11 protein-coding genes, 1 tRNA gene and 1 pseudogene are annotated in these 16,493 nt (G+C 71.3%); 10 read left to right on the forward strand and 3 right to left on the reverse strand.

The features are described from left to right. Positions 1 to 52 precede the first annotated feature (52 nt). Complete coding sequence (locus tag ACZ58V_RS14270) at positions 53 to 307, reverse strand: hypothetical protein (protein ID WP_471290194.1); 255 nt, start codon at positions 305 to 307, stop codon at positions 53 to 55. Between the two features lie 340 nt (positions 308 to 647). After that, on the reverse strand, positions 648 to 1,202 hold the full coding sequence (locus ACZ58V_RS14275; protein ID WP_471290195.1) for a hypothetical protein: 555 nt from the start codon (positions 1,200 to 1,202) through the stop codon (positions 648 to 650). Between the two features lie 307 nt (positions 1,203 to 1,509). Here ACZ58V_RS14275 and ACZ58V_RS14280 point away from each other — a divergent pair. Next, positions 1,510 to 2,676, forward strand: a pseudogene (locus ACZ58V_RS14280) (tyrosine-type recombinase/integrase); the annotation flags it as partial. Positions 2,677 to 2,843: 167 nt separating this feature from the next. Here ACZ58V_RS14280 and ACZ58V_RS14285 read toward each other — a convergent pair. Further along, a tRNA-Arg gene (locus tag ACZ58V_RS14285) sits at positions 2,844 to 2,916 on the reverse strand. A 320-nt stretch (positions 2,917 to 3,236) separates the two neighbouring features. On the opposite strand from ACZ58V_RS14285, the gene ACZ58V_RS14290 reads away from it, so the two are divergent. From ACZ58V_RS14290 to ACZ58V_RS14330, 9 genes are all read left to right on the forward strand, one after another. Next, positions 3,237 to 4,844, forward strand: coding sequence for a dynamin family protein (locus tag ACZ58V_RS14290; RefSeq protein WP_468189898.1), 1,608 nt, complete (start codon positions 3,237 to 3,239; stop codon positions 4,842 to 4,844). A 3-nt stretch (positions 4,845 to 4,847) separates the two neighbouring features. Continuing rightward, positions 4,848 to 6,707, forward strand: a complete 1,860-nt coding sequence (locus tag ACZ58V_RS14295; protein WP_471290197.1) for a YfjP family GTPase — start codon at positions 4,848 to 4,850, stop codon at positions 6,705 to 6,707. Between the two features lie 310 nt (positions 6,708 to 7,017). Beyond that, a complete protein-coding gene (locus ACZ58V_RS14300; protein ID WP_471290199.1) occupies positions 7,018 to 7,494 on the forward strand; it encodes a single-stranded DNA-binding protein in 477 nt (158 codons plus the stop codon). A 280-nt stretch (positions 7,495 to 7,774) separates the two neighbouring features. Beyond that, positions 7,775 to 9,184: a Cys-Gln thioester bond-forming surface protein gene (locus ACZ58V_RS14305; RefSeq protein ID WP_468189892.1), complete on the forward strand. Its 1,410-nt coding sequence runs from the start codon at positions 7,775 to 7,777 to the stop codon at positions 9,182 to 9,184. 55 nt (positions 9,185 to 9,239) lie between these two features. Next, complete coding sequence (locus tag ACZ58V_RS14310) at positions 9,240 to 9,680, forward strand: GNAT family N-acetyltransferase (RefSeq protein ID WP_471290201.1); 441 nt, start codon at positions 9,240 to 9,242, stop codon at positions 9,678 to 9,680. Positions 9,681 to 9,859: 179 nt separating this feature from the next. Then, on the forward strand, positions 9,860 to 11,314 hold the full coding sequence (locus tag ACZ58V_RS14315) for a hypothetical protein (protein ID WP_471290202.1): 1,455 nt from the start codon (positions 9,860 to 9,862) through the stop codon (positions 11,312 to 11,314). A 44-nt stretch (positions 11,315 to 11,358) separates the two neighbouring features. Continuing rightward, a complete protein-coding gene (locus tag ACZ58V_RS14320) occupies positions 11,359 to 12,396 on the forward strand; it encodes a glutamate ABC transporter substrate-binding protein (protein ID WP_468189886.1) in 1,038 nt (345 codons plus the stop codon). A 119-nt stretch (positions 12,397 to 12,515) separates the two neighbouring features. Further along, a complete protein-coding gene (locus ACZ58V_RS14325) occupies positions 12,516 to 13,850 on the forward strand; it encodes a hypothetical protein (protein WP_468189884.1) in 1,335 nt (444 codons plus the stop codon). A gap of 17 nt (positions 13,851 to 13,867) precedes the next feature. Beyond that, a complete protein-coding gene (locus ACZ58V_RS14330) occupies positions 13,868 to 16,492 on the forward strand; it encodes a serine/threonine-protein kinase (RefSeq protein WP_468190508.1) in 2,625 nt (874 codons plus the stop codon). Position 16,493: the final 1 nt, after the last annotated feature.

Raw genomic sequence — 16,493 nt, forward strand, 5'->3', positions numbered from 1 at the left:
TGTTCGCCGAGCCGGACGTCGGGCGGACGGCGCGCATGTTCCAGCGGGGCGGTCAGGAGACGGCCCTGGCCAGGCCCCCCGGTGTGGCCGCCGCGCTCCGCATGGCCAGGCGGCCGGCGACCGTGACCGTGGCGACGGCGACCACGACCGCGCCGAAGGCCAGGGCGGCCAACGGCCCGCCGGCCAGGGCCGGAACCGCGGAACCGGTCACCGCGATGCTGAGCGGCACCAGCAGGAGACTCAGCCGGCAGACGGGGACCTCATCGAGTTCCCACAGATGTGGTGCGACGGGCTCGCCGAGGGTCACAGTGTCGCGTTCCTCTTCAGCGAGGGCGGCCTGTACCCATCGGGCGGGGACTGGGGTACGAGAAAGCCCGAGGCGAACGAGCTCTTGTTGATGGGCGTGAAGGCCTACTGCCCGGACCAGGTGGACAAGGTAACCCAGGAGCTGCGGGACGGCGGCGAGTACTAGCCAGGGTGACCCCTCCTCCAAGAGGAGGGGTCACCCTGCGTTCCCCTCTCGGAACGCCAGCAACCAGGCAAGCGGCTCCGGAGGCCCTGACATCGTCATGGGCTCCAATTTTTCCTCCTGAAAACGAGCAGCCCTTCGCGGCTGCTCCGCGAAGGGCTGCTGGGTTCCAGAATTTTCAGATGGTGGTGACCTGCCACGTGCCCATTCCCTGGATTCTCACGAAACCAGGGCCGGGTATGGTGGCCGTACCGCGTGTGTCTCCGTCGCGCTCCACGCGCTCTTGCTTTCCTTCCTCGAACGAGAAGAAATTCAACAGACGCTGTCCGTACTTCTCTTCTGGGAAGTTGAAGCGGACGTCACCCTCGTCGCCGTGCCAGGTGAAGACCTCTCCACCTGTTCCGGTGACCTGGCCCTTCAAGGGACGCAGATCGTCGACGGCGACTCGATCCAGGTGCCATCGGGCGAAGCCGTTTCCTTCTTTTCCGGCTCTCTCCACCTTGACGTGTGTGTATTCGCCGGGCAGCACGAACATATGGGGTGCGGTGCCGAACGTCCGGAACAAGTAGCCCCCTTCCTTCTTCACCCTGGGTGTGTCGACGACGGGCGTGACGATGAAACTGGTCAACGGACCCCGTGACCGCACGATCAGGATGGCTGGAGACCCGGCAGGCCTCTGGATGGGTACGGCTCTCGTTCGCCAGCCGCTGACCGGGAAGCCTTCGAATTCCATAACGTCGAGCATGGCAGGACGGCTGGGCGCAGTGCAGGTCATCCGTTGAGTCGGCGGTAGCCGATGAGTGCTGCGGCGAGGCCGACGAAACCGAGGAAGTGCTCGGCTTTGCGCTCGTCTCACGGACGCCATCCGCGCTGCCGCCGCCAAGGTCCGAGTGGACGGCCCGACCATCGACGGCCGCACTCGCCCTGCTCGTCGTCGGCTACCTCGGCGTCAAGCTCATCCGCCCGCCTGCCCGCCTGGCTCATCGCCGTCCTGCTGCTCGGCGGCTTCCTCCTCGCCGACAGAACCACCCTCACCGCCCCCCTCGTTCGGCCCGGTCCACAACCGGCCCGACCGGGGCGTCTGCCGCTGCGGTGTCCGCCGCGGCGCCGATGACCCAGACCTGGGTACTGCCCTGGACCACATCGCGCTGTTGCGGGCCAAGCCCACCCAGTTCGTACCTGCGGCCGTGCGCACCGCGCTGCGGGAATGGGCGTTCAATACCAACCGACGCCGCGACGCACCCCGAGACGTGGCGGCCATCCTCCGATGGGTCGAGCGGAACTCCCTGCCCGTCTCGGCCTGGGAGGACCCGGAGAAGGTCGACCAGGTCCTGCGCGCCATCGACACGCGCCTCGACGGCAAGCAGGCGGCGGCCTGGTCCCGCAAGCGCAACCGCCGGATTCTCAACGTCGCCTGAAGTACGCCGTCCGGCGGCGCATCCTGAGGGCCAACCCCTTGCCCAAGGGGAAGGAGTCGACAGCCGCCGTAAAGACCACGAACGCCGTGGACAAACGGTCCTTGCTGAACCCGGAGCAGGCGGCGGCGATCCTCGACTGGTTACGGCGCCGACCGCGGGGCGGCAAGCGGCTCCACGCCTTCTTCGCCACGCTGTACTACTGCGGCCCACGGCCTGAGGAAGCCGTAGCCATGCGCGTGGAGGACGTGGCCCTGCCCGAGTCCGACGCTGACGACCAGTGGTGCGAGCTGCTGATCCACACCGCGACCCCCGAGGTCGGGAAGCAGTGGACAGACACGGGGGAGATCCACGAATCAACGCGACCTGAAAGGCCGCGCGGAGGGTGAGACCCGCACTGTCCCGGGGCATCCCGCCCTCACGCGCATCATTCGGCAGCACATCGAGGACGAACAGCTCAAGCCAGGTGACCTGCTGTTCCAAGGCGAGTCTGGCGGCATCCTCGCCGGTTCCGTCATCCGTCGGGCGTGGCGCAACGCCCGCAAGGCCGTACTGCCCCCGCACATCTTCGAGTCACCCACCGGACGGCGCGTCTACGACAACCGGAACACGCGCCTGACGAAGTGGCTGAACGACGGGATCCCGCCCGCCCAGGTGGCCGAGTGGGCCGGGAACAGCGTTGCCGTGCTCCTGGCGACCTACGCCCGCTGTGTCGAGGGCCAGCTGCCCGACCCGAAGAGGCGGCTCGAAGCTGCCGGAGATCTCCCTGAGCGACGGCCATCCGCCGGCTGACCCCTCGGCCCAGAACTTCGACACGGCTACCCGCAAAAACCCGGTAACAGCCGGACAGCCCCGGAGCCCGCCCTTGATCACCAAGGGGGCGTCCGGGGCTTCGCCATGCCGCCTGGCATGTGCCCTGGCCAGCAAAAAGCCCTCCCAAATGGGAGGGCGGAGACTTGCGCCCCCGGCAGGACTCGAACCTGCGGCCAAGCGCTTAGAAGGCGCCTGCTCTATCCACTGAGCTACGGGGGCCGGTGTGGTGGCCTCTGTCGTGGTGCCCTGGTGTGGGCTGATCCGTGACGTTGCCGGGGACAAGGATAGGGCTCCCGCGTCCTTGCCCCTGTTGCCTCGCCTCCGTGGCTCGATGTGGAGGTTCGGTGAAGCGGTCCTGATAATCGCAGGCAGGTACGAATCGTGCACCGCTTTTGGCGTCAGAGGCATCGGGTGTTGTGCACTCGTTATGCCTGGAGTGTGCCTGTGTCCCAGTCGCCCCTTCCATCCCTTGTGTCCTGTCGGCGCGCAGACATGCTCATATGCTTCAGAATTCCCCTAAAATTGGGCATTCTTCACATGTGGTGACCTTGGACGTAAGGCCTCAGCTGCTCGACGCACTCTCCGCCCTGCGCGACCGTGTCGCCGCCGCACGCTTCCCGCTGCCCCTGGCGGGGGCCCCACGCGCGCGTGCCAACCGCGACGAACTGCTCGCGCAGCTCGACGACTACTTGGTGCCCCGGTTGCGGGAGCCTGAAGCGCCGCTTCTGGCCGTCGTGGGCGGATCGACCGGAGCCGGCAAGTCGACGCTGGTCAACTCCCTCGTAGGGCGTCGGGTCAGCGAGGCGGGCGTGCTGCGGCCGACGACACGCACCCCCGTGCTCGTCTGCCATCCGGAGGACCATCACTGGTTCGGCGGGATGAGGGTGCTGCCCGATCTCACGCGCGTGTGGGCGCCCCAGCAGAACGACACGGACGACCTGCTGCTCCCCGGCGAGGATCCCGCGCGCGTGCTGCGTGTCGAGAGCGCCGACACGCTGCCGCCCGGCCTCGCCCTGCTCGACGCGCCCGACATCGACTCCCTGGTCTCCGACAACCGCGTCCTGGCCGCCGAGCTCATCTGCGCGGCCGACATCTGGGTCATGGTCACCACGGCCGCCCGCTACGCCGACGCCGTGCCCTGGCACATGCTGCGCACCGCCAAGGAGTACGACGTCACCCTCGTCACCGTGCTCGACCGGGTGCCCCACCAGGTGGTCTCCGAGGTGTCGCGGCAGTACGGGGCCCTGCTCACCAAGGCCGGTCTCGGACACGTGCCGCGCTTCACCGTGCCCGAACTGCCCGAGTCGGCCTTCGGCGGCGGCCTGCTGCCGCTCACCGCCGTCGCCCAGCTGCGCACCTGGCTGATCCACCAGGCCCAGGAGCCGGCGGCCCGCCAGCAGGTCCTGGCCCGTACGGCGTACGGCGTTCTCGACTCGCTCAAGTCCCGGATGCCCGAGCTGGCCGGCGCCGCCGCGGCGCAGTACTCGGCCGCGCTGCGGCTCACCAGCGCCGTCGAGGGGGCGTACGACAGCGAGCACAAGCGCGTGCGGGGCCGGTTGCAGACCGGGGCGGTGCTCGCCGGGGACGCGCTCAAACGGTGGCGCGCCTTCCCACTGGACTGCACCGCCGGTGAACTCCTCGACGCGCTCGTGGAGAGCCTCAGCGCGGTGCTTCTGTGCGCCGTCACCGCCGCCGACGAGCGCGTGGACGACGCCTGGCGGCGCGAACCGGCGGCGGCCGCCCCGGAGCTCGCGCCCGGCGATTCCGCGGCCGAGAGCGTCGAGCACCGGATCGGCCTGGCCGTACGGCGGTGGCGGCGGGAGCTCGAGGAGTACGCCGAGGACGAGGTGAGCGAGCTCGAACGGAACGTCGCGCCCGACCCCGAGCTGGTCGCCGCCCTGGTCGCCACCGGCCTGCTGGGCGGCCGCCGGGGACGGATGGCGGGGGAGGGGCTCGCCGAGCGGATCGGCGCCCACGGCGCACTGCGGCTCCGCGACCGGGCCGGACGGCTGCTCACCCAGCACGTCGACCGGGTCCTGTACGCCGAACGTGAGCGCCGGCTCGCTCCGCTCGACGCGCTCGACGTCCACCCCGAGCACCAGGCCGAACTCATCGCCGCGCTGTCCGTACTGCAGAAGGAGAGGTGACCGGTGACCGCCGTCACTGACCAGGACCACACCGAGCACGCCGATCAGCCGGACGACGGGGACAAGGCAGGGTCCGCCGGAGGGTCCGCCGGGAGTGCCTCGGCACAGCCCTCTCAGGCTGCCCAGAACGGCTCCCACGCGCGCGTGCAGGACGCCCGTACGGACTCCACGGGCGCCTGGGACGACGGGCTCATCGCGCGCCGCGTCAACGAGACGACGGACGGAAGTCAGTTCGCCGCCGTGGACAGCCGTTCCGCCGCCCCGCCCGCGATGAGACCACTGGTGTACGACGGGGCGTTGCGCTCCCGCCTCGAGGCGCTGCGCGAACTGGTCGGGCTCTCCCGTACCCGGCTCGACAGCAGGACGCTGGCGGAGGCGGGCCGGGTGCTCGACGAGGCGTCCGCGCGGCGCAGGCTCTCCGGGCAGCACACCGTCGTCGCCATCGCGGGCGCCACCGGCAGCGGCAAGTCACAGCTGTTCAACGCGCTCGCCGGCGTGGCCATCTCGGAGACCGGAGTGCGCCGTCCCACCACCGCGGCGCCCATCGCGTGCAGCTGGAGCGACGGGGCGGCGAGCCTCATCGAACGGCTCGGCATCCCGCCCCGGCTGCGCCGACGGCCGCTGCCGACCGGGGACGCGGAGTCCCGGCTGCAGGGGCTCGTCCTGATCGACCTGCCCGACCACGACTCGGCGGCCGTACAGCACCGCGAGCACGTGGACCGCATTCTGGCGCTCGTCGACGCGGTCATCTGGGTCGTCGACCCGGAGAAGTACGCCGACGCCGTCCTCCATGAGCGCTATCTGCGGCCGATGGCGGCCCACGCGGAGGTCATGTTCGTCGTCCTCAACCAGATCGACCGGCTGCCCGGGGAGGCCGCCGACCAGGTCCTCGACGATCTGCGGCGACTCCTGGACGAGGACGGCATCGCCCTCGGGGAGTACGGCGAACCGGGTACGACCGTGCTCCCGGTGTCCGCGCTCACCGGGGACGGCATCGCGGACCTGCGCGAGGCGCTCGGCCAGTTCGTAGGGGAGCGCGGGGCGCCGGCCCGTCGTGTCTCGGCCGATGTGGACATCGCGGCGGCGCGGCTGTGGCCCGTCTACGCCACCCGGCGCCGGACGGGGCTCAGCGAACAGGCCCGGGAGGAGTTCGCGGACCGGCTCGCCGACGCGGTGGGCGCCACGGCGGCGGGGGAGGCGGCCGAACGGGCGTGGCTGCGCAACGCCAACCGCGCGTGCGGTACGCCCTGGCTGCGGTTGTGGCGCTGGTACCAGGACCACGGCGAGCCCACCACGGGCCGGCTGCCCTCGCGTACGCAGGCCGACGAGGAGGCGACCGCCAGGCAGCGGGTCGAGCAGGCGGTCCGTACGGTGGCCGACCGGGCCTCGGCCGGGCTGCCCGCGCCCTGGGCGCAGGCGGTGCGCGAGGCGGCCGTCCGCGGCTCCCAGGGGCTGCCCGAGGCGCTGGACGAGCTGACCGTGCGCGCGGGGGTGCCGACGGGGCGGCCGCCGCGGCCGGGGTGGTGGCCGGTGGCCGTGCTGTCCCAGGCCTCCATGACGATCCTTCAGTTCCTGGGCGGCCTGTGGCTGCTGGGCCAGATCTTCCAGATCATGTCGCCGAACCTGGGCGTGCCGGTGCTGCTGATGGTGATCGGCATCGTCGGCGGTCCGCTGGTCGAGTGGAGCTGCCGGATGGCGGCCCGCGGCCCGGCCCGCCGCTACGGACTGGAGGCGGAACGCCGACTACGCAAGGCGGCGGCCGGGTGCGGAAGGGCCCGGGTGCTGGATCCGGTGGCAGCGGAGCTGCTGCGGTACCTGGAGGTGCGGGAGCAGTACGGGAGGGTGGTGGGGGCCGGGCGATGACGGCGGGGGCGTGGCGGCTGTGACGGGCCGCGTGCGCGGGTACGGCGAGGGCGGCGTCCGGTCGGGCGTCGCCCTCGCCGCGTCTGTGTGTGGCTGGACGTGTGGCCGGGCGTGTGGCTCTGCACGTGTGAATGGACGTGTGGCTCGGCGTCACCCGTCGGGGTGGCGGAGTTTTCCACAGGTGGGCGGTGGTCCACAGCGCTCAGCGGGCTCGGCCCGGTCGCGGCAGTCTGGCGGACACAGCCGTACGGGACGGGCCCGTACGGGGCTCGGCCCGGTGTCGGAGTCCGGGCGAGGGAGGGGGTTCGCGATGAACGAGACGATGGTCTGCGCGGTCGGCAGGGTGGCGACGCAGCCGGTGTACCGGGAGATGGCGTCCGGCCCGTCGGCGAGGTTCCGGCTGGCGGTGACCGCGCGCTACTGGGACCGCGAGAAGAACACGTGGACGGACGGGCACACCAACTTCTTCACGGTGTGGGCCAACCGCCAGCTCGCCACGAACACGGCGGCGTCGCTGACGGTGGGCGAGCCCGTGATCGTGCAGGGCAGGCTGAAGGTGCGGACCGATGTGCGCGAGGGCCAGAGCTGGACCTCGGCGGACCTCGACGCGGTCGCGATCGGCCACGATCTCGCCTGGGGCACCTCGGCCTTCCGGCGCGGAGGCAAGCCGGAGACGGCGGTCATGCCGGCATCACCGGAGCCCAACTGGGAAACGCCGCCGGACGATTCAGCGCAGCCCGCAGACGCACCGGCTCAACGACAGCCAGAGTCAGCCGTGCTGACGTGACGTCAGTCACCATCGCCCTGTCCGGACTGCGGCTTATCGGCGAGTGCGCACCGTACGACCAGGGGTGGATTTGTCGATAAGACCTGCCCGCAGGGGATCTTGGCGATAACGATTCCGAGTCGGATCACTCATCCGACCGTCTGACCGGCGGGCCGGGTCCGACGCCTCCCTAGGATGCCGGGACATGGCTCTCGGGGCTCTCGATGCCTGTGAGGCTTCTGATTTCTGCTGGTGGGACCGTACCCCCCACGTCAACGGGTCCTGCTCGAAAGGAAATTTGGTGTTTGCTTCGTTCTCGGCGGTGTTCGTACGCAGGCGAGGGGCGGCCCGCCTCGGCGCCGCGACGCTGGTGTCCGGGCTCGTCGCCGCGGGCGTGCTGGCCGGTGCCGGCCAGGCGGCCGCCGACGAGACGACACAGAGTGAGGGCGGGGCGACCGCGACCATAGCCGGACTCAAGACGTACGGCACCGCGGTGATACACGGTGGCACCGGGGACCAGCAGGTGTCGGCGGGTCTGTTCGAGATGTCCGTCGAGGGCGGCGGCATGCTGCAGACGTACTGCGTCGACCTCCACAACCCCACGCAGCGGGACGCCAAGTACCACGAGACGCCCTGGGGTGGCACGTCCCTGGGCGCCAACAAGGACGCCGGCCGGATCCGCTGGATACTGCAGAACTCCTACCCGCAGGTGAACAACCTCGCGGCGCTCGCGCGGAAGGCGGGCGTGCGCGGTGCGCTGACCGAGCAGGACGCGGCGGCCGGCACGCAGGTGGCGATCTGGCGCTACTCGGACGACGTGGCCGTCGACGCCCTCGACCCGCAGGCCGAACAGCTCGCGGACTTCCTGGAGAAGAACGCCCGGAATCTGCCGGAGCCCCGCGCCTCGCTCACCCTCGACCCGCCCGCGGTCTCCGGCCGGCCGGGCGAGCGGCTCGGCCCGGTCACGGTGCACACCAACGCGAGCGGCGTGACGGTGGCGCCGCCCGCGGACGCCGCCACGAGCGGGGTGCGGATCGTCGACAAGCAGGGCAGGGCCATCACGTCCGCGGCCGACGGCGGGCAGGTGTTCTTCGACGTTCCCGAGGACGCGCCGGCCGGTACGGCCGAACTGACCGTGCAGGCCTCGACCAGCGTGCCGGTCGGCCGGGCCTTCGCCTCCGAGAGCCGGAGCCAGACGCAGATCCTGGCCGGCTCCAGCGAGTCGACGGTGTCCGCGACGGCCGGGGCGACCTGGGCGAAGCAGGGTGCGATACCGGCACTGTCGGCAGCGAAGAACTGCGCCAAGGGCGGCGTGGACATCATCGCGTCCAACAAGGGCGACGAGCCGTTCACCTTCGAACTGGCCGGACTTGAGCACACCATCGCCGCGGGCGAGACCAGGACGGTGACGGTCCCGCTCCAGGAGGACCAGGCGTACGACTTCACGATCCACGGCCCAGGCGGCTTCACCCAGCGCTTCACCGGCATGCTGGACTGCCAGACCCGGAGCAGCGAGACGGGCACGGCCACGCAGACCCTCAGCGAACCGAGCCCGGCCACGGTGGGCGGCACGGCCTCCGACACCAACCTCGCCGAAACCGGCTCCACCGGCGTCACCCCGCTGATCGCGGGCATCGCCCTCACCCTCGTCGTCATCGGCGGAGCGACCCTGATCGTCCTCCGACGCAAGGCGACACCGACGAACGACTGACGGGGCCGGAGGGGCCTGTGGCGGCTCGGAGCTGTGCTCGCCATAGGCTCAGCCCATGAAGATCACGGTGCGACCAGCAACCGACACGGACCTGTCTGCACTGTTGGTCCTCTACCGGGAACTGAACCCGGACGACGCGCCGTTGTCCGAAGCGGCCGCAGATGAGATATGGGCGGCCATATCCGGGCAGCAGGGGCGGACCGTTCTGGTGGCTGATGCCGACGGCGCTGTCGCCGGGACTGCCGACTGTGTCGTCATGCCGAACCTCACGCGCGGGGGCCGGGCCATCCTGTTCGTGGAGAACGTCGTGGTCGCCGATCGCTTCCAGCGGCGTGGCGTCGGACGGCAGCTGATGGAGGCGGTCGTGCGGCTGGGGGAGTCCGCCGGCTGTTACAAGGTGCAGTTGCTCGCGGCGGACGACGCCTACGTCCACAGCTTCTACGAAGCGTGCGGCTTCAAGGCCCTGGCGCAAGGGTTTCGCCGCTACGTCGAATAGCCGCGCGCATTCACCAGCCGCGCGCATCCGCACGCGGAACCGAACCGATCGCCCTGACGTGTTCCTGTGCAGGGGTGGTGGTTCACGCTGCGATCCGATCAAGATCGAGGCAAGGCCGGTGCGGATGTCAGTGCCGGCAGAGATACTTGCGGTGACGGATGACCATGGGGGAGGTCACAGTGACACACCTGCCGAAGAGCAGCCCACCACCACCGGGCCCGAGCCTGCCCATTCTCCCGGCAGTTCCGGCGCAGCCGGCACCACCAACGCCGGCTCGGCCTCCGGGCAGCGGCCCCGCCGCATCCCCACCCCCTGCGCCCCGCCGCACCGCCTTCGCCGAGGGCCTCGACCAACTCCGCGCCGCCGCCACCACCGAGCCCGGCCGCCTGCGCATCATCGGCGCCCTCCTGGCCCTGCTCGTCGTCGCCTTCGGCGCCGTCACCGCCTGGCAGATGACCGACCGCGCGGCCGCCGCGGACGACGTCCTCACCAGCAGCCAGCCCCTCAGCTCGGACGCGGCCGACATCTACCGCTCCCTCGCGGACGCCAACACCGCCGCCTCCAGCGGCTTCCTCGCCGGCGGCCAGGAAACGGCCGCCTCCCGCGACCGCTACGAGAAGGACATCCGCACGGCCGCCGACAAACTCGTCAACGCGGCCGCCAACGCCGACCCGGACTCCCCGTCCACCGCGACGATCGCCAAGCTCAACAAGCTCCTCCCGGAGTACAAGGGCCTGGTCGAACGCGCCCGCACCTACAACCGCCAGGGCTTCCCGGTCGGCGGCGCCTATCTCCGCTACGCCAACGAGAAGATGCAACAGCAGATGCTCCCGGCGGCGGAGGACCTGTACAAGAAGGAGAACCAGCGCCTGCGCGCGGACTACGCGGACGCCACGCCCTACCCCTGGGCGGCCATCGCCCTCGGCCTCGCCGCCCTGGCCGCCCTCGCCTGGGCCCAGCACCGCAACTACCGACGTACGAACCGGGTGTTGAACCAGGGCCTGGTCGCCGCCACCGCCACCGCGACGGTGGTCCTGCTCTGGCTGGTCGTCGGCCACAGCGTCGCCCGCGCGGGCCTGAACGACTCCTACGACCACGGCGTCCGCTCCCTGAACGTGCTGCACGACGCCCGCATCGCCTCCCTCAAGGCACGTGGCAACGAGAACCTGACCCTGGTGGCCCGCGGCGCCGAGACGAAGAAGGTCGGCGCGCGGACCTTCGACGCCTACGACTACGACTTCCGCACGGACATGGCCGACCTCGGCAAGTACCTGGCGGACGCCGCGAACCTCGCCGACGACACCTCGGGCGAACAGCCCGTCACCGCCGCCGTCGGCAACATGACGGAGTGGAAGAAGCGCCACACCGCCGCCCGCGAGCAGGACGAGAACGGCAACTACCAGCAGGCGCTGGACAGGGTCATCGGCACCCGGGACGCGACCGGCGAGTGCTTCGACAGCGTCGACGAGAACCTGCGCACGGCACTCGCGCACGAGGAGATCGAGTTCAAGCGCGCGGCCGACGACGGCCGGGACGCCCTGACGGGCCTGTCGGCGGGCGCGGCCGTCCTCGCGGTCCTGGGCGCCGCGGGCGCGGTGCTGGGCATCGGCCGCAGGCTGTCGGAGTACCGATGAACGGGGCACGGGATACAAGGGGAGACGTGAAAGGGGGCGCGAGCATGCGAGCACGACGTCTGCGGGCCAGCCTGAAGGGCTGGGGCGGGGTGGCCACGATGGCGGTCGTCTGCGCCCTGGTGGCGGTCTTCGCGCTGTGCGTCCCGCTGTCCGGACCGGGCATCGGCGACGGCCGGGCCGTCACCCAAGCCTCCCAGGCCACGGTCGAGAAGGCCGAAGAGGACTGCGAGGCCCCCGAGAAGCAGACGCTGTCCCCCTCCTCCGCCGACGGCGACACCATCCAGGCGATCAAGGACCGCGAGGGCGAGAAGCGCAAGCTGATCGTCGGCGTCGACCAGAACAGCTACCGCTGGGGCTACCGCGACCCCAACAGCGGCGAGACCGCGGAGCTCGAGGGCTTCGACATCGACCTGGTCCACCGCATCGCCGAGGACATACTCGGCGACCCGGACGCCGTCCAGTTCAAGGCGATCCCCACCGACCAGCGCATCCCGGCGATCCAGGACGGCCGCGTGGACATGGTCGTCCGCACGATGACGATCAACTGCGATCGCATCGCGGACGTGGCCTTCTCCGCGCCCTACTTCAAGACGGGACAGCAGGTCCTCGCCCCGAAGTCCTCACCCGTCAAGGGCTACGACGACACGCTCGCGAACCGCAAGGTCTGCACGGCGGCCGGCTCGACGGCGTACTCCACGCTGGAGGCCGACCAGAAGGACGGCAAACTCCCCGCCACCACCGACATCTCCACGACCGTCCCGAACCAACTCGACTGCCTGGTAAGGCTCCAGCTCGGTGAGGTCGACGCCGTGGTCACCGACGGCGCCCTCGCCGCGAGCCAGGCGGCACAGGATCCGACGGTCCAGCTCAAGGGTGACGCCTTCACTGCCGAGTACTACGGCGTGGCGATGAAGAAGGACGCCGACGATCTGGTACGCCGGGTCAACCAGATCCTGGTGGACTACCGCAAGGACACCGCGAACGGCTGGCAGGCCTCGTACGAGAAATGGCTGTCGGCGACACTGGGCAAGGATGCGAAGAAGTCGGAACCACCGGCTCCGCAGTATCTCCGCAGCACCTGACCGCTCGACCGACACCCGGCCCCACAACCCGACCGAATCCCCGACCGGCAAGCCGACCCAAACCCAACCGCCAATCCAACCGCCAAGCCAACCGGCACTACCGCAGCGAGAGGTGATCGATGGGCGTCACGGGATCCACCGGGCCGGTGATGGACCGGGACGAGGTGGACCGTGCGCTGGCGCGGCTCGGCGCGGAGCACGAGGCGATCGAGACCTCGCTCCTCGCCCTGCAGGACCACGCGGGCCGCAGACTCCTGGAGGGCGCGGAGCTCACCGGTGTCACCCAGGAGCGCTGGACGTCCACGGAGGCGTCGATCACGCTGCTGTGGACCTACTTCGACGCGTACACGGACGCCCTGCGCACCGCCCGCGACATCCGCTCCCGCCGCCGCTGGTCCAGCCGCGAGGACCTGGTGGAGCTGACGGAACTGCTGACCGGCGAGTCCGTCACCGTCGCGGGCAGCGCCACCGCGACGGCCAACGCCCCCACCCTGCACGGCGCCGCGAACAAGCTCAGCGAGCGCTACTCGCTCATCACCCTCGTCGACCGGATGAACGAGCTGTACGCGACGAGCCTGGACATGGTCGTCGCCGCCGACGCGGTCTGGTCGGCCCTGCCCGCCCGGATCGACCTGCTGGCGGCCGAACTCCAGCGCACCCGCAGGCTCGCGCACTCGGTGGGTGTGCGCCCCGGAGAGCACCCGGCGGGCGACGACCTGGAGCGCATCACGCGCACGCTGACGAAGCTGCGCGAGCAGGTGATCTCGGACCCGCTGGAGTTCTGGCTGTCGGCGGAGGGCAGTTCGGCTCCGGGCGGCGGCCGGCCGGACACGACGGTGTACGACCGTGAGGCGCGCGCCCTGGAGGACGTACGCCGGGAGATCGACGCGGTCTTGACGGTCCGGCAGGACGCCGAGAAGCGGATCGTCAGGCTGCGGGACATCCTCAGCCGCGCGGACCGCACGCTGGCCGAGGCGCGCATCGCCCGCGGCGAGGTCCTCGCGAAGCTCGCGGCGACGGAGGTGCCGGTCGTCAGCGGACCGCCGACGGTGTTGCAGGAGCAGGTGGCGGCGGCCGCGGAGTACCGCAGGCAGGGGCAGTGGCACCGGCTGTCCCCGCTGCTGGAGTCGCTGGAGCAGAAGGCCGAGGACGAACTGCTGCGCGCCCGCGAGTCGTTGACCGCGGTCACCGCGCCCCTGGCGGTCCGGGCCGAGCTGCGCGGCCGGCTCGACGCGTACAAGGCGAAGGTCGCGCGGCACGGCTTCGCGGAGGACGCGCTGCTGGTGGAGCGGTACGAGAAGGCGCGCCGCATGCTGTGGAGCGCACCCTGTGATCTGCGCGCCGCCGAAGGAGCCGTGCTGCGCTACCAGCAGGCTGCCCTGGAGCTGCTCGGCGGCCCGAGGGTGCCGGACCAGGGCGCAGTCGAGGACGACCGGAGGGGGCCGGGCGCATGAGCGACAAGGGGGAGTCCATGACCGAGGCACGCACATGTCAACGCCCCACCTGCACGGGCACCTACGAAGACGTGGGCGCCGGCGAACTGTACTGCGACACCTGCGGCCTCGCCCCGGTCGTCGCGGCTGGGGGTCCCCCCTCTGGGGGAGGCATGGTCGCCTCGCCCCCCACCGGCATCACCGCCGGCGGCAAGGGAGGCTCGCGCGGCTCGGGCGCCGGCGGCAGCTCCCGCTCCAGCAGCCGCAGTTCCCGTACGTCGTCCCAGTCGTCGAAGTCCCGCCGCTCGGTGTCGGGACGCCTCTCGCGGTCCCTGTCGGGCAAGTCGACGAGCCGCTCGGTGTCGGTGCGCAGCTCCGGCTCCGGCTCCGGTTCCTCGTCCCGGGGCCGGCTGGGTGCCGGGCTGGTGGAGGTGCCGCCGATCCCGCGGCCCGACCCGCGCGAGATGGTCCTGGACAACCCCGAGGTGCCCGAGCGGAAGCGGTTCTGCTCGCGCTCCGACTGCGGAGCCCAGGTGGGCCGGGCGCGCGGTGACCGGCCGGGGCGCACGGAGGGGTTCTGCACCAAGTGCGGCCACCCGTACTCGTTCGTGCCGAAGCTGAAGTCCGGTGACGTCGTGCACGGCCAGTACGAGGTGGTCGGCTGCCTCGCGCACGGCGGTCTGGGCTGGATCTACCTGGCCGTCGACCGGGCGGTCTCGGACCGCTGGGTGGTCCTCAAGGGCCTGCTGGACACCGGCGACCAGGACGCGATGGCCGCGGCGATCTCCGAACGTCGCTTCCTCGCGGAGATCGAGCACGCCAACATCGTGCGGATCTACAACTTCGTCGAGCACCTGGACCAGCGCACGGGCTCCCTCGACGGCTACATCGTCATGGAGTACGTCGGCGGCAAGTCGCTGAAGGAGATCGCCAACGGCCGCCGCACCGCGCAGGGCAGGCGCGATCCGCTGCCGGTGGAGCAGGCCTGCGCGTACGGCATCGAGGCGCTGGAGGCGCTCGGCCATCTGCACAGCCGCAACCTGCTGTACTGCGACTTCAAGGTCGACAACGCGATCCAGACCGAGGACCAGCTCAAGCTGATCGACATGGGCGCGGTCCGCAGGATGGACGACGAGGAGTCGGCCATCTACGGCACGGTGGGCTATCAGGCGCCGGAGGTGGCCGAGGCCGGCCCGTCGGTGGCGAGCGACCTCTTCACCGTCGCCCGCACGCTCGCCGTCCTGACCTTCGACTTCCAGGGCTACACGAACGTCTACGCGGACTCCCTGCCCGACCCGGACCACATCGAGGTCTTCCGGCAGTACGAGTCGTTCTACCGCCTGCTGGTCCGCGCCACCGACCCCGATCCGGCCCGCCGGTTCGCCTCCGCGCAGGAGATGACCGAGCAGCTGACCGGCGTCCTGCGGGAGGTCGTCTCCCTGCAGACGGGCCGCGCCCGGCCCGCCCTGTCCACCCTGTTCGGACCCGAGCTGCGGGTCACGGACACGGAGCTGTTCCCGCGGCTGGACGGTGAGGTGTCCCGGCTGGGGGCCCGGGTGGTGCGGACGCGGCGCGGTTCCCCGACCGCCGCCGCGCTGCCCGCCGCCACCGCTTCCGGACCGGCCGTCGCCCAGTTGCCCGCCGGCGGGGTGCAGGGACCGGCCGCGGCTCAGCTCCCGGCAGGCGGCGGGCAATCCCACGTCCCCCTTCCCGCCGGCCTCGTCAGACCCGTCGACGCCCCCGCCGCAGCCCTCGCCCTGCCCGTCCCCCGGGTCGACCCGTCCGACCCCAACGCCGGCTTCCTGGCGGGCCTGATGACCTCCGCGCCTGCCGAGCTGCTCGGAGCCCTCGCGGCGGCCCCGGCCCCGTCGACCGAGACGCGGCTGCGGCAGATCCGGGCCTGGCTGGAGACCGGCGAGCCGGCCGCCGCGCTGGAGGCACTGGTCACGCTGGAGGGCGAGCGGCCCGACGACTGGCGGGTGGTCTGGTACCGGGGCGTGGCCGCGCTGGTCACCGGCGACGACGAGGGCGCCGCGCTCGCCTTCGACGCGATCTACGACGCCTTCCCCGGCGAGATCGCGCCCAAGCTGGCGCTGGGCCTGTGCGCGGAGGTGCTGGGCCAGCTCGACAACGCCGCCGAGTACTACCGGCTGGTGTGGTCGACCGACCCGAGCTATGTGAGCGCCGCGTTCGGGCTGGCCCGTGTACAACTGGCGAGCGGGGACCGGCGCAGCGCCGTACGGACGCTGGAGTCGGTCCCGGAGTCCTCCATCCACTACACGGCCGCGCGCGTGGCGGCCGTACGGGCGCGGCTGAGGCAACGCACGGCGGCCGCCTCCGACGTACCGTTCCTGGAGGATCTCACGGCCGCCGCGGCGCAGGTCGAAGCGCTGGAGGCGTACGGTCTGGATCCGGCGCGGCGGGAACAACTGTCGGCCGAAGTCCTCGGCAGTGCCCTGGACTGGGTACTCTCCGGGGGCCAGGGTTCCGTCCCTCCCGCCGCCGGGGGACGGACGCTGCTCGGCAGCGGCCTGGACGAGCGGGGCCTGCGTTTCGGCCTGGAACGCTCGTACCGCACGCTGGCCCGGCTGGCGCGGGGCGGCGAGGAGAGGATCGACCTGGTGGAACGTGCCAATCGTTACCGCCCCCGGACGTGGGTGTAGT

It is taken from the genome of Streptomyces sp. NPDC040589, assembly GCF_055594445.1.

Coding starts and splice junctions, on each gene's coding strand:
- ACZ58V_RS14275 (WP_471290195.1), bottom strand. CDS start 1,202: ATGGAATTCGAAGGCTTCCCGGTCAGCGGCTGGCGAACGAGAGCCGTA.
- ACZ58V_RS14330 (WP_468190508.1), top strand. CDS start 13,868: ATGACCGAGGCACGCACATGTCAACGCCCCACCTGCACGGGCACCTAC.
- ACZ58V_RS14310 (WP_471290201.1), top strand. CDS start 9,240: ATGAAGATCACGGTGCGACCAGCAACCGACACGGACCTGTCTGCACTG.
- ACZ58V_RS14320 (WP_468189886.1), top strand. CDS start 11,359: ATGCGAGCACGACGTCTGCGGGCCAGCCTGAAGGGCTGGGGCGGGGTG.
- ACZ58V_RS14325 (WP_468189884.1), top strand. CDS start 12,516: ATGGGCGTCACGGGATCCACCGGGCCGGTGATGGACCGGGACGAGGTG.
- ACZ58V_RS14300 (WP_471290199.1), top strand. CDS start 7,018: ATGAACGAGACGATGGTCTGCGCGGTCGGCAGGGTGGCGACGCAGCCG.